The organism is Streptomyces sp. NPDC046862 (assembly GCF_040704615.1).
Lineage (GTDB): Bacteria > Actinomycetota > Actinomycetes > Streptomycetales > Streptomycetaceae > Streptomyces.
In genome coordinates this window covers 98,109-111,347 of record NZ_JBEYXP010000030.1, presented here as the reverse complement: position 1 = coordinate 111,347, position 13,239 = coordinate 98,109, and the positions used below count along the sequence as shown (strand labels likewise).

Annotated in this window: 13 protein-coding genes; 5 read left to right on the top strand and 8 right to left on the bottom strand. The window is 71.8% G+C overall.

From position 1 onward, the window contains the following. Window positions 1-27: 27 nt before the first annotated feature. Window positions 28-1,527 (bottom strand): HAMP domain-containing sensor histidine kinase, encoded by a 1,500-nt coding sequence (locus AB0959_RS30085; protein WP_366829810.1) that lies wholly within the window; start codon window positions 1,525-1,527, stop codon window positions 28-30. A gap of 14 nt (window positions 1,528-1,541) precedes the next feature. After that, window positions 1,542-2,282 (bottom strand): response regulator transcription factor, encoded by a 741-nt coding sequence (locus AB0959_RS30080; protein ID WP_366829771.1) that lies wholly within the window; start codon window positions 2,280-2,282, stop codon window positions 1,542-1,544. Between the two features lie 127 nt (window positions 2,283-2,409). On the opposite strand from AB0959_RS30080, the gene AB0959_RS30075 reads away from it, so the two are divergent. From AB0959_RS30075 to AB0959_RS30055, 5 genes are all read left to right on the top strand, one after another. After that, a complete protein-coding gene (locus tag AB0959_RS30075) occupies window positions 2,410-3,759 on the top strand; it encodes a ferredoxin reductase family protein (protein ID WP_366829770.1) in 1,350 nt (449 codons plus the stop codon). Window positions 3,760-3,766: 7 nt separating this feature from the next. After that, window positions 3,767-4,234, top strand: a complete 468-nt coding sequence (locus AB0959_RS30070) for an FMN-binding protein (RefSeq protein ID WP_366829768.1) — start codon at window positions 3,767-3,769, stop codon at window positions 4,232-4,234. A gap of 75 nt (window positions 4,235-4,309) precedes the next feature. Beyond that, a complete protein-coding gene (locus AB0959_RS30065) occupies window positions 4,310-5,692 on the top strand; it encodes a ferredoxin reductase family protein (protein ID WP_366829767.1) in 1,383 nt (460 codons plus the stop codon). A 62-nt stretch (window positions 5,693-5,754) separates the two neighbouring features. Further along, window positions 5,755-6,885: an FMN-binding protein gene (locus tag AB0959_RS30060; RefSeq protein WP_366829766.1), complete on the top strand. Its 1,131-nt coding sequence runs from the start codon at window positions 5,755-5,757 to the stop codon at window positions 6,883-6,885. Then, entirely contained in the window at window positions 6,878-7,672 is a 795-nt protein-coding gene (locus tag AB0959_RS30055; RefSeq protein ID WP_366829765.1) for an FAD:protein FMN transferase, read from the top strand. The genes AB0959_RS30060 and AB0959_RS30055 overlap by 8 nt, the downstream gene beginning before the upstream one ends. A 140-nt stretch (window positions 7,673-7,812) precedes the next feature. On the opposite strand, the gene AB0959_RS30050 is transcribed toward AB0959_RS30055, so the two are convergent. The 6 genes from AB0959_RS30050 to AB0959_RS30025 form a co-directional block, all read right to left on the bottom strand. Continuing rightward, a complete protein-coding gene (locus tag AB0959_RS30050; RefSeq protein ID WP_366829764.1) occupies window positions 7,813-8,352 on the bottom strand; it encodes an arginine repressor in 540 nt (179 codons plus the stop codon). A gap of 7 nt (window positions 8,353-8,359) precedes the next feature. After that, complete coding sequence (locus tag AB0959_RS30045; protein WP_366829763.1) at window positions 8,360-9,613, bottom strand: acetylornithine transaminase; 1,254 nt, start codon at window positions 9,611-9,613, stop codon at window positions 8,360-8,362. After that, on the bottom strand, window positions 9,610-10,524 hold the full coding sequence (gene argB / locus AB0959_RS30040) for an acetylglutamate kinase (RefSeq protein WP_366829762.1): 915 nt from the start codon (window positions 10,522-10,524) through the stop codon (window positions 9,610-9,612). The genes AB0959_RS30045 and argB overlap by 4 nt, the downstream gene beginning before the upstream one ends. Further along, complete coding sequence (argJ, locus tag AB0959_RS30035) at window positions 10,521-11,672, bottom strand: bifunctional glutamate N-acetyltransferase/amino-acid acetyltransferase ArgJ (RefSeq protein WP_366829761.1); 1,152 nt, start codon at window positions 11,670-11,672, stop codon at window positions 10,521-10,523. Before argJ ends, argB begins: the two co-directional genes overlap by 4 nt. Further along, window positions 11,669-12,697 carry an N-acetyl-gamma-glutamyl-phosphate reductase gene (gene argC / locus AB0959_RS30030; protein WP_366829760.1) on the bottom strand — a complete coding sequence of 343 codons (1,029 nt, stop codon included), beginning with the start codon at window positions 12,695-12,697 and terminating at the stop codon, window positions 11,669-11,671. Before argC ends, argJ begins: the two co-directional genes overlap by 4 nt. Window positions 12,698-12,797: 100 nt before the next feature. Next, window positions 12,798-13,217 carry a TOBE domain-containing protein gene (locus AB0959_RS30025; RefSeq protein WP_366829759.1) on the bottom strand — a complete coding sequence of 140 codons (420 nt, stop codon included), beginning with the start codon at window positions 13,215-13,217 and terminating at the stop codon, window positions 12,798-12,800. Window positions 13,218-13,239 lie beyond the last annotated feature (22 nt).

Below are 13,239 nucleotides of genomic sequence, written 5' to 3'. Positions count from 1 at the left end.
GCACTAGGTGTTACCCGGCGCTAGGTGTTACTGGGCATCAGCACCGGTGGGCAGCCGTACCGTGAAGGTCGTCGAGCCGGGGCGGCTCGCCAGGGTGACGCCGCCGCCGTGCGCCTGCGCGACCGCCGCGACGAGTGACAGGCCGAGGCCCGCACCGCCGCCGGAGCCCTCCGTACGGCGGCGGTCGGCGCGGGTGAAGCGTTCGAAGACGCGGGGCCGGACCTCGTCGGGGACCCCCGGGCCGTCGTCGTGGACGGTCAGGACCGCTTCGGTGGCGCCGGACTCCACGGACACCGTCACCGTGGTGCCGGCCGGGGTGTGTGTCCGCGCGTTGGCCAGCAGATTGGCCAGCGCCTGGTGGAGGCGGTGGGCGTCGCCCTGCACCGTGACCGGTTCCTCCGGCAGCTGGAGCACCCAGCGATGACCGGGGCCTGCGGCCCGCGCGTCGGTGACCGCGTCGAGGACGAGGCGCGTGAGGTCCACGGGGAGCCGCTCCAGCGGCCGGCCCGCGTCAAGGCGGGCCAGCAGCAGCAGATCGTCGACCATCTCCCCCATGCGCCCCGACTCGGACACGATGCGTGTCAGCGCGTGCGTGACCTTCGCGGGCACGGGCCCGGGATGCAGCAGCGCCAGTTCGGCGTGACCGCGCACCGACGCCACCGGGGTGCGCAGCTCGTGGCTGGCGTCGGCGGCGAAACTGCGCAGTCGCTCCTCGCTCGCGTGGCGCTTGGTCAGGGCGTCCTCCACATGGCCGAGCATCCGGTCGAAGGCGTCGGCCAGCCGCCCGACCTCGCTGCCGGGGTCGGACCCGGGCGCCCGCGGGGGCAGGGTCACCTCGCCGCTGGCCAGCGGGAGTTCGCTGACCCGGGTCGCGGTCGCGGTGACCCGGTCGAGAGGCCGCAGCGACCAGCGCACCCACAGGACACCGGTGAAGCCGGCGATCGCGAGGGCCGCGCCGAAGACGACCGTGGCGACCAGTTCCAGGCGGTGGACGGCGGCCTGGACGGGTTCCATGGGCAGCCCCGTGATCAGTACGTCGCCGTCCAGGCCCTTCGCGGCGACGACCCGGTAGTCGTCCAGGGAGGACAGCTCGACGTCGTGGCCCCTGCCGTCGACCGGGACGGCGGCGAGTTCCGCCTCGTCCCTCGCCGTCAGGGTGACGTTCAGGCCCGTGGCGAGGTCGCCGGAGCGCACCACGGCGGCGTGCGTGACCCTGCCGCCGACCAGGCGGGCACCGAACGTGCCCGTGGCCATTCTGCGGGTGTCGCCGCGCTCGTCGCCGTCGTGGTCGGACCGGGCCTGTTCGTCGTGCTCCAGACTCGCCGGGAACCGGGGCCCGGCCTCGGTCAGCTGCTGGTCGACGCGACCGGTGAGGAAGCGCTCCAGCTCGACCACCGCGGCCACGCCGACCGCGGCGCAGCTGACGGCGAGGAGCACCACCAGTCCGGCGGCGAGCCGTGCCCGCAGGGTCCTGAGCCGGGGCAGCCGTGCGGCCCGGCGCCCCGCCGCCCGCAGGAACCCGCGCAGCCGCGTCCCCCGCTTCACCGGACCACCGGTTTGAGGACGTACCCGGCGCCCCGCACGGTGTGGATCATGGGTTCCCGTCCCGCGTCCACCTTCTTGCGCAGGTAGGAGATGTACAGCTCCACGACGTGGGCCTGACCGCCGAAGTCGTACGACCAGACCCGGTCGAGGATCTGCGCCTTGCTGAGCACCCGCCGCGGGTTGCGCATCAGGAAGCGCAGCAGCTCGAACTCGGTGGGGGACAGCTCGATCAGTTCGTCGGCCCGGGTCACCTCGCGGGCCTCCTCGTCCATGGCGAGGTCGCCGACGACCAGGCGGGGACCCTCCTCCAGCTGCTTGGCCATGCCCGCGCGACGCAGCAGTCCGCGCAGCCGGGCGACGACCTCCTCCAGGCTGAAGGGCTTGGTCACATAGTCGTCGCCGCCCGCGGTGATGCCCGCGATACGGTCCTCGACGGCGTCCCGGGCGGTCAGGAACAGGACGCAGACGTCCTGCCGCACACCGTGCAGGTCGCGCAGCACGGCGAAGCCGTCGGTGTCCGGGAGCATGACGTCGAGGACCACGGCGTCGGGCAGCAGGTCGCGCGCCTCGGTGAGGGCCGACGCGCCGTCCCCCGCCGTCCGCACCTCCCAGCCCTCGTAGCGCAGGGCGCCCGAGAGCACCTCCGCCAGGTCCGGATCGTCGTCGACGACGAGGACCCGGACGGCGGTGCCGTCGGGGCGGGTGAGGACGGGGCGACCGGAGCGGGATCTGTTCATGGCACTTCCAGGATCACCCCGTCCGGGGGTGTCCGGTGACGCCGGAGGCTCTGAGTTTCCTCTGAGTGGGCCATGGAGGGCGCCCGCTCAGAGCCCGCTCAGAGGTCGGGGCGGCACAGTGCCTGCCATGACTGCGTCCACGACCACGGTGCGGCACGCCCCCGCGCCGTCGGCCCGTACCTCTCCCGCTCGTCCTGTGCTGGCCCTGCTGTGGGCCGGTGCCGCGGCGGTGGTCGCCCTGTGGTGGCACGACACCCGCTCGGTGGTGGGTGCGGCGGACTGGCTGACCGGGGCGGGCCGGATCGCGGGGCTGCTGTGCGGGTACGCGTGTGCCGTCCTCGTAGGGCTGATGGCACGGGTCCCGCTGCTGGAGCGCCGGATCGGCTCGGACCGGGTGACGCGCTGGCACGCCATGGCGGGCCGGTACACGATCTGCCTGCTGGTCGCCCACGTCGTGCTGATCCTCACCGGGTACGCCGCGCAGGACGGCTCCTCGGTCCTGCGTGAGACGGTCACGGTGGTCCTGGACTACCCGGAGATGCTCAAGGCCACCGCGGGCACGGTGATCCTGTTCGCCGTGGGGATCACCTCGGTGCGCGCCGTGCGGCGCCGGGTCGGCCACGAGTTCTGGTACCACGTGCACCTGCTGACGTACGCCGCGGTCTTCCTCGCCTTCGGCCACCAGCTCGCCCTGGGCGCGGAGTTCACCGGGAACCAGGTGGCCCAACTCGCCTGGTACGCCCTCTACCTGGGCGCGGCGGCCCTGGTGGTGTGGTTCCGTGTGCTGGCGCCGGTGCGGCTCAATGTGCGGCACCGGCTGCGCGTGGAGTCCGTGGAGCGGGAGACGCCCGGCGTGTGGTCGGTCGTGGTGCGCGGTCGGCGCCTGCACGAACTGGGGGTGCTGCCGGGGCAGTTCTTCCGCTGGCGGTTCCTGGCGGAGGGGCTGCGCTGGACGTCCACGCCGTACTCGTTGTCGGCGGCGCCCCGGTGGGACCGGATGCGCATCACGGTCAAGGCGCTCGGCGACCACAGCGCGGCCGTCTCGCTGCTGCGGCCGGGCACCCGGGTGTGGGCGGAGGGTCCCTACGGGTCGCTGACCGCGGAGCGGCGCACCGCGTCCGGGGCGTTGCTGATCGCGGGTGGCGTCGGCATCACTCCGCTGCGCGCGCTGTTCGAGACGCTGCCCGGTGACGTCACGCTCCTGTACCGGGCGCGCACGGTCGAGGATCTCGCCCTGGGCGCCGAGCTGGAGGCGATCGCCGACTGGCGCGGGGCTCGTGTGCTCTACGCGCTCAACGGTCCGCGGGGGCAGCGCCCGGACCTGACGCCGGCGTCCCTGCGGGCGGCCGTGCCCGACCTCCCCGAGCGCGATGTGTACCTGTGCGGGCCGCACGGGTTCGCCCGGGAGGTGTACGAGACGCTGCGCGCCGCCGGCGTGCCGGACCGCCGTATCCACCACGAGTCGTTCGAACTGTGAGGCCGTCGTGCACGCCCTGAAGAAGAACCGTCCGCTGCGCCGCGTCGTGCTGACGAGCGCCGCCACCGTGTCCGGGATGGTGCTGCTGCTGTCGCTGAAGCCGCACACGGCACCGGCCATCGCCTCGTCGGCCCCGTCGACCGGCTCCGTCGCCTCGCCCGCCCCGTCCGGCAGCGCGGCCGGCGGATCGGCCACCGGCACGCGCACCGTCACCGGGGAGGCGGCGCAGACCCGGTACGGGCCCGTGCAGGTCCGCGTCACGGTGAAGAACGGCAGGATCACCGACGCCACCGCGGTGACGTACCCCCAGGAAAACCCCAGGGACCAGCAGATCAACGGCTACGCGATCCCGAGGCTGAGGAGCGAGTCGCTGACCGCGCAGAGCGCCGACGTCGACACGGTCTCCGGAGCCACTTACACGAGTGAGGGTTACCGCCAGTCACTTCAATCCGCGCTTGACCAAGCGGGCCTCTGAACACTCGGCGGTCGCGGCACGTATCTCAGGGCCAAGGGACACGCCCCATCCCTTGCACGCCACCACGGAGGAACCGTGACCACCACGATCGCAGGCGGCCGCGCCGCGCGGCGCCAGACGATGCGCCGTATTCGACCCCGACGCTCCCCCGCCGTCCCGCTGTTGCTCGTCGTCTTCGCGGGTGCGGCCGGGGTGATCTGGCTGTGGTGGAACAACACGCCGTCCCTCGCCGACACCGCCAGCAAGTGGCTGGCCGCGGGCCGGATCACGGGGCTGCTCGCCGGGTACCTGATGGCGCTGGTCGTACTGCAGATGGCCCGGGTGCCCGCGCTGGAGCGCCGGGTCGGCTCGGACCGGGTGGCGCGCTGGCACGCGATGAGCGGGCGGTACACGATCTCCTTGGTCGTCGCGCACGTCGTGCTGACGATGTACGGGTACGCCCTCCAGGCCGGCCTCACCTTCGCCGACATCGTGCAGCAGACGATCGACTCGATCAACCAGCTGCCGGACATGGGCAAGGCCGCGATCGGCACCGGTGTCCTGGTGTTCATCGGGCTGATCTCGATGGGGCCGGTACGCAAGAGGATCCCGTACGACCTCTGGTACCACGTCCACCTGCTGACGTACGTGGCGACGTTCCTGACGTTCTGGCACCAGCTGTCCACGGGCAACGAGTTCGTGGTGGAGCCCATCGCGAAGACCGTCTGGTACGCGCTGTACGGGACGGTGACGGCGCTGGTGGTGTGGTACCGGATCCTCACGCCGATCCGGCTGAACATGCGGCACCGGCTGCGTGTCGAGGCCGTCATCGAGGAGGCGCCGGGGGTCGTCTCGGTGCTGATGAGCGGGCGGAAGCTGCACCGGATGGGCGCGGAGGCCGGGCAGTTCTTCCGCTGGCGTTTCCTCGCGCCGGGCATGCGGTTCAGCTCGCACCCGTACTCGCTGTCGGCGGCGCCCCGCCCCAACATGCTGCGCATCACGGTGAAGGCGGCCGGCGACCACAGCTCGGCGCTGCGCGAGCTGCAGCCCGGTGTCCGGGTGTGGGCCGAGGGCCCCTACGGGGCGATGACGGCCAGCAGGCGCAGAAGCGGCAAGGTGCTGCTGGTGGCCGGCGGCGTGGGCATCACTCCGATGCGGGCGCTGTTCGAGACACTGCCGGGCGCGGCCGGCGACCTGACGCTGCTGTACCGGGCCAACAGCACCCAGGACCTGGCGCTGTGGGACGAGCTGGCGTCGATCGCCGAGGAGCGCGGGGCCCGGCTGATGTACGCGGTGAACAGTCCCGAGGGTGAGCGCCCCGACATCTCGCCGGACACGCTGCGCCGCAAGATCCCCGACATCGAGGAGCACGACGTCTTCATGTGCGGGCCGCCCGGGTTCGCACAGCAGGTGTACGAAGCACTGCGCGGTGCGGGTGTTCCCACCCGCCGCATCCATCACGAGTCGTTCGAGATGTGAGCGACGGGGATCCACGGATCACGGGACCTACGCGACCTATCGGAGCCAGGAGCTCAGGAGCTATGAAGAAGAGCCATCCCATTCGGCGTGTCCTGCTCGCCAGTGCCGCCACCGTGTCCGGCATCGTGCTGCTGCTGACGCTGAAGCCGTCGTCGGACCCGGCGGCCGCGGAGGGCCAGTCGGTCGCACCGCAGGGGCAGGCGGGCGCCCAGGCCGTCGCCGACGGCACGATGACGGGTGCCGTCGAGCAGACGGAGTACGGGCCGGTCCAGGTTCGTATCACCGTCAGCGGCGGCAAGATCACCAAGGCCGAGGCCGTCCAGAAACCGGAGGGCGGCCGCTCCGACCAGATCAGCGGCGACGCCATCCCCAAGCTCAACCAGGCGGCCGTCACCGCGGGCAACGCCGACATCGACGCCGTCTCCGGTGCCACCTACACCAGCGCCGGCTACAAGAAGTCCCTGCAGTCCGCCCTCGACAAGGCCGGCAGCGGGCAGGGCTCGGGGTCGGGTGCGGGCAGCGCCCAGGCCCAGACCGTCACCGGTGACGTCGAGAAGACGCAGTACGGGCCGGTCCAGGTCCGCATCACCGTCAGCGGCGGCAAGATCACCAAGGCCGAGGCCGTCCAGAAACCGGAGGGCGGCCGCTCCGACCAGATCAGCGGCAACTCGGTTCCGAAGCTGAACCAGGCGGCGGTGACCGCGGGCAGCGCCGACATCGACGCGGTCTCCGGTGCCACGTACACCAGCGCCGGCTACAAGAAGTCGTTGCAGTCCGCCCTGGACAAGGTCAAGAGCGCGCAGGGTTCGGGGGCGCAGGAGTCCGCCGGCCAGGAGGCGGGCACCGAGCAGGAGTCGGGCTCCGCCGAGGCGGGGGCGGGGGCCGGGTCCGGTTCCGCCGCCGGGTCGGGGAGCGCGCAGGCCAAGGGCGAGACGCTGCAGGGTGAGGTCGTCAAGACGCAGTACGGGCCGGTCCAGGTCCGTGTCACCCTCAGCGGCGGCAGGATCACCAAGGCCGAGGCCGTCCAGATGCCGATGGGCGGACGCTCCACCCAGGTCAGCGGCAACGCCATACCGAAGCTCAACCAGGAAGCCGTCGCAGCAGGGAGTGCCGACATTGATGCCGTCTCCGGTGCCACCTACACGAGCGCGGGCTACAAGGAGTCCCTCCAGTCCGCCCTGGACAATGCCTGACCCCTCCGAGGCGCCGGCGCCGCCCCAACTGCGCCACGTCGAGGAGGTGATGGGCACGGTCTTCTCCTTCGACGTGCGCGGCGGCGAGACCGCCGCGATGAAGAAGGCACTGGTGGAGGCCGTGGCCGGACTCCACCGGGTCAACGAGGTGTTCAGCACCTACCGCGACAACAGCCAGATCTCGCGGCTGGCCCGCGGCGAGCTGACGATCGAGGAGTGCGATCCGGAGGTCGCCCAGATCCTCTCGCTGTGCTCCGAGGCCGAGCGGCTCAGCGACGGCTGGTTCAGCGCCACCTTCCAGGGGACCTTCGACCCGACGGGCATCGTGAAGGGCTGGGCCACCGAGCGGGCCGCCCTCCACCTGGTCGCGGCGGGCGCCTCCGGGGTCAGCGTGAACGGCGGCGGTGACGTGCAGCTGTGCGGGGTGCCCGGCCCGCAGCGGCCCTGGCGGGTGGGTGTGTCCGACCCGCTGCGCCCCGGGGGGCTGGCCGCCGTGGTCTCCGCCGCGGGCACCGCGCAACTGGCCGTCGCGACCTCCGGCACCGCCGAGCGCGGCACGCACATCGTGGACCCGCGCACCGGCAAGTCGGCCGTCACCGACCTGGTCGCCGTGACCGTGGTGGCCCCCAAGCTGACCTGGGCCGACGCCTGGGCCACGGCCGCGTTCGCGATGGGCTCGCGGGACGCGCTGAGCTGGCTGGAGGACCTGCCGGACACCGAGGCCCTGCTCATCACGGCCGGCGACGAGGTCCGCTGCACCGGAGGGCTCGCCGCTCGCCTGGGCTGAGGCCCCACCCTCCGCCCCGAGTCCCCGCTCCCCCACGCGGGGCCCAACTGAAGACCCCCACGCAAGTTCCCCCATGCGAGGGCGGGGCGTACCGGAACTCCGGTACGCCCCGCCCTCGTTGGTACCGGCGGCCGACCCGCTCAGTGGTTGTTCTGGGCCAGCCGGAGCAGGTGATCGGCGAGCGCCTGTCCCCCGGTCGGGTCACGGCTGATCAGCAGCAGTGTGTCGTCGCCGGCGATCGTGCCGAGGATGTCGTGCAGTTCGGCCTGGTCGATGGCCGAGGCGAGGAACTGTGCGGCACCCGGCGGGGTGCGCAGGACCACGAGGTTGGCGGAGGCCTCCGCGGAGATCAGCAGCTCCTGCGACAGTCGCCGCATCCGCTCCTCCTTCGCCGACCCTCCGAGCGGTGCGCGCGGGGTGCGGAAACCGCCCTCGCTCGGCACCGCGTAGATGAGGTCGCCGTCGGTGTTGCGGATCTTCACCGCGTTCAGCTCGTCCAGGTCCCGGGAGAGCGTCGCCTGGGTGACGCTCAGCCCGTCGTCGGAGAGGAGCTTCGCCAACTGGCTCTGGGAGCGCACCGGTTGCCTGTTGAGGATGTCCACGATCCGGCGGTGGCGGGCGGTGCGGGTCTGCGGAACGGCAGGCCCTGCGGCGTTCTCGTGGTCCTGCGCCTGGCTCATCGTCGTCTCATTCTCCGGGTCGTCCGGCCTCACTGGTCTCGTGCGCTGCGTCGAGGACGCCGGGCAGCGCCTGGAGGAACGCGTCCACCTCTGACCCGCCGATGGTCAGTGGCGGCATGAGCCGTACGACATCGGGGGCGGGCGCGTTCACCAGGAGACCGGCGTCCTGAGCCGCCTGCTGCACCTGGGGCGCGAGCGGCTCCGTGAGCACGATACCCAGCAGAAGGCCCGCACCACGGACATAGTCGATCATTGGGTGTCCCAGTGCCTCGACCCCGCCGCGCAGCTTCTCACCCTGCCGCTTGACGTTCTCCAGCAGTCCCTCGGCCTGGATGGTCTCCAGTACGGCGAGTCCGGCGGCGCACGCGACGGGGTTCCCGCCGAACGTGGTCCCGTGGTGGCCGGGCTGGAGCAGTTCGGCGGCCCGGCCGAAGGCGACGGTGGCGCCCAGCGGCAGCCCGCCGCCGAGCCCCTTGGCGAGGGTGACGACGTCGGGCAGGACGCCCTCGTGGGCCTGGTACTCGAACCAGTTGCCGGTACGGCCCACACCGGTCTGCACCTCGTCGAGGACGAGCAGTGAACCGGTGGCCGCGGTGATCGCGCGGGCGGCCTTGAGGTAGCCCGGGGGCGGCACGACCACGCCGTTCTCGCCCTGGAGGGGCTCGATGATCACGAGGGCCGTCTCCTCGGTGACCGCGGCGGCCAGGGCCTGCGCGTCGCCGTACGGGACGTGGGTGACATCGCCGGGCAGCGGCAGGAACGGCTCCTGCTTGCCGGGCTGGCCGGTGAGCGCGAGGGCGCCCATGGTGCGGCCGTGGAAGCCGCCCTGGGTGGCGACCATGTGGGTGCGCCCGGTCAGCCGGCCGATCTTGAAGGCGCCCTCGTTGGCCTCGGCGCCGGAGTTGCAGAAGTAGACCTTGCCGTCGCGGCCGAAGAGCTGGAGCAGCCGCTCGGCGAGCGCGACGGGCGGCTCGGCGACGAACAGGTTGGAGACGTGGCCGAGGGAGGCGATCTGCCTGCTCACGGCCTCGACGATCGCGGGATGGGCGTGGCCGAGCGCGTTGACCGCGATGCCGCCGACGAAGTCGAGGTACTCCTTGCCGTCGGCGTCCCACAGTCTGGTGCCCTCACCGCGGACGAGCGGGAGCCTCGGGGTGCCGTAGTTGTTCATGAGCGCGCCCTGCCACCGCTGGGTGAGCTCCTCGTTGGCGGAGTTGGCGGCGTTCGTGGAGTTGGCGGCGCTGCTTGAGTTGGCGGTCATTCGGCATCCCCCTCTTCGGCGTCGGGCACGACCATCGTGCCGATGCCCTCGTCGGTGAAGATCTCCAGCAGGATCGAGTGCTGGACCCGGCCGTCGATGACGCGGGCGTTGGTGACGCCGCCCCGTACGGCGTGCAGGCAGCCCTCCATCTTCGGGACCATGCCGGAGCTCAACTCCGGCAGCAGCTTCTCCAGTTGGGAAGCGGTGAGGCGGCTGATCACCTCGTCGGAGTTGGGCCAGTCCTCGTAGAGGCCCTCGACGTCCGTGAGGACCATGAGGGTTTCGGCGCCCAGAGCAGCAGCGAGTGCCGCAGCCGCCGTATCAGCATTGACGTTGTAGACATGTCCGTCGTCCTCGGAGCGGGCGATCGAGGAGACGACCGGGATACGGCCGTCGGCGAGCAGCGCCTCGATCGCGCCCGTGTCGATGGCGGTGATCTCGCCGACCCGTCCGATGTCGACCAGTTCGCCGTCGATCTCGGGCTGGTGCCGGGTGGCGGTGATGGTGTGCGCGTCCTCGCCGGTGAGGCCGACGGCGAGCGGCCCGTGCTGGTTGAGCAGCCCGACCAGCTCGCGCTGGACCTGTCCGGCCAGCACCATCCGTACGACGTCCATGGCGTCCTCGGTGGTGACGCGCAGGCCGGCCTTGAACTCGCTGACGATGCCGTGCTTGTCGAGGGCGGCGCTGATCTGGGGGCCGCCGCCGTGCACGACGACGGGCTTGAGGCCGGCGTGGTGCAGGAACACGACGTCCTGGGCGAACGCCGCCTTCAGGTCCTCGTCGATCATGGCGTTGCCGCCGAACTTGATGACGACGGTCTTGCCGTTGTGCCGGACCAGCCAGGGCAGCGCCTCGATGAGGATCTGTGCCTTGGGAAGGGCGGTGTGCTTCCGCGCGGGTGCGTTGCTCATGAGGAATAGGCGCTGTTCTCGTGGACGTAGTCGGCGGTGAGGTCGTTGGTCCAGATGGTGGCGGTCTCGGAACCGGCCGCGAGGTCGGCGACGATGTGCACCTCGCGGTAGCGCATGTCGACCTTGTCGCGGTCCTCACCGACGCCGCCGTTCTTGCAGACCCAGACGCCGTTGATGGCGACGTTGAGCCGGTCGGGCTCGAAGGCGGCGCTCGTGGTGCCGATCGCGGAGAGCACACGGCCCCAGTTGGGGTCCTCGCCGTGGAGGGCGCACTTGAGGAGGTTGTTGCGGGCGATGGAGCGGCCCACCTCGACGGCGTCGTCCTCGGTCGCGGCGCCCACGACCTCGATCTTGATGTCCTTGCTCGCGCCCTCGGCGTCGCGGATCAGCTGCTGGCCGAGGTCGTCGCAGACCTGTCGTACGGCCTCGGCGAACTCCCCGTACTCCGGGGTGACTTCGGAGGCCCCCGAGGCGAGCAGCAGCACGGTGTCGTTGGTGGACATGCAGCCGTCGGAGTCGACGCGGTCGAAGGTGACCCTGGTCGCGGCGCGCAGCGCCTTGTCCAGGGCGTCGCTGTCGAGGTCGGCGTCGGTGGTGAGGACGACGAGCATGGTGGCGAGGCCGGGGGCGAGCATGCCCGCGCCCTTGGCCATGCCGCCGACGGTCCAGCCGTCCTTGGTCACCACGGACGTCTTGTGGACGGTGTCGGTGGTCTTGATGGCGATGGCGGCCTTCTCGCCACCGTGCTCGGAGAGCTGGGCGGCGGCCTCCTCGACTCCCGGGAGCAGTTTGTCCATCGGCAGGAGGACGCCGATGAGGCCGGTCGAGCAGACGGCGACCTCGATGGCGCCGCGGTCGAGGACCTCGGCGACCTTCTCGGCGGTGGCGTGCGTGTCCTGGAAGCCCTTGGGTCCCGTACAGGCGTTGGCGCCGCCGGAGTTGAGGACGACGGCGGAGACCTGGCCGCTCTTCAGTACCTGCTCGGACCACAGCACCGGCGCGGCCTTCACCCGGTTGGAGGTGAAGACGCCCGCGGCGGCGCGGCGAGGCCCTTCGTTGACCACGAGGGCCAGGTCCGGGTTGCCGTTCTCCTTGATTCCGGCGGCGATGCCCGCCGCCGTGAATCCCTTGGCTGCCGTCACGCTCACGGTGCGACTCCGATCGTCGAAAGGCCCGTGGTCTCGTCGAGCCCCAGGGCGATGTTCATGCTCTGGACGGCACCGCCCGCGGTGCCCTTGGTCAGGTTGTCGATGGCGCTGATCGCGATGATCCGGCCCGCGCTCTCGTCGTACGCGACCTGCACCTGGACGGCGTTGGATCCGTAGACGGACGCCGTGGCGGGCCACTGCCCCTCGGGGAGGAGGTGGACGAACGGCTCGTCGGCGAACGCCTTCTCGTACGCGGCGCGGAGCGACTCCCCGGTCACCCCGCCGCGGGCCTTCGCGGTGCACGTGGCGAGGATGCCGCGGGGCATCGGCGCGAGGGTGGGCGTGAAGGAGACGGACACCCGCTCCCCCGCCGCCGCGCTGAAGTTCTGGATCATCTCGGGGGTGTGCCGGTGGAGGCCGCCGACGCCGTACGGGGACATGGAGCCCATGACCTCGCTGCCCAGCAGATGGGGCTTGGGCGCCTTGCCCGCGCCGGACGTGCCGGACGCGGCGACGATCACGGCCTCGGCCTCGGCGAGCCCGGCCGCGTACGCCGGGAAGAGCGCCAGCGAGGCGGCCGTCGGGTAGCAGCCGGGTACCGCGATGCGCTTGGACCCCTCCAGCGCGGCGTGGGCACCCGGCAGTTCGGGGAGGCCGTAGGGCCAGGTCCCGGCGTGCGCGGAGCCGTAGAACTTCTCCCAGTCCCCGGCGTCCTTCAGCCGGAAGTCGGCGCCCATGTCGATCACGAGGACGTCCGGGCCGAGCTGCTCGGCGACGGCGGCGGACTGCCCGTGAGGAAGGGCGAGAAAAACGACGTCGTGCCCGGCGAGGACCTCGGCCGTGGTCCCCTCAAGGACGCGGTCGGCCAGGGGCAGCAGGTGCGGCTGCAGCGCGCCGAGGCGCTGGCCCGCGTTGGAGTTGCCGGTCAGGGCGCCGATCTCGACCTCGGGGTGTGCCAGGAGCAGACGCAGCAGTTCCCCGCCCGCGTAACCGCTCGCTCCCGCCACCGCTGCACGTACCGCCATGGAACCCTCCTCTTGGATGGCATGACTATACGTTTCGCTGCACGTTTATGCAATCCTGGGCGGGTGTGATCGCGGGCTCGTGGTGGCGGGGCCGGGTGGCTCACCCTGCGGCGAGGGAGACCTCGGTGGACTTGATCAACGCGGTGACGGAGGAGCCGTCCGCGAGGCCCAGATCGGCGACCGCGTCCGCGGTGATCGCGGCGGTGAGTTCGCCGCCCTCGACGGCGACCTTGACGGTGGCCATGGCGCCACCGGTGGCGATACCGCTCACCGTGCCGGGCAGCCGGTTGCGGATGGACAGGCCGTCCACCGCACCGGTGGCCAGCGAGACCTCCGTGGCCTTGACCAGGGCCTGGACTGCGGAACCCTCGGCGAGCCCGAGCTCCCCGACCGCTTCGCGCGTGATGGCCGCGGTGATCTCCTGGCCGCCGTCGAGCCGGACCCTGACGGTGGCCATGGCCTCGCCGGGCGTGATGGCGGTGACCGTGCCCGGCAGCTGGTTGCGGATGGACAGGCTCATGGTGCGCCTCGCCTCGCTCGCC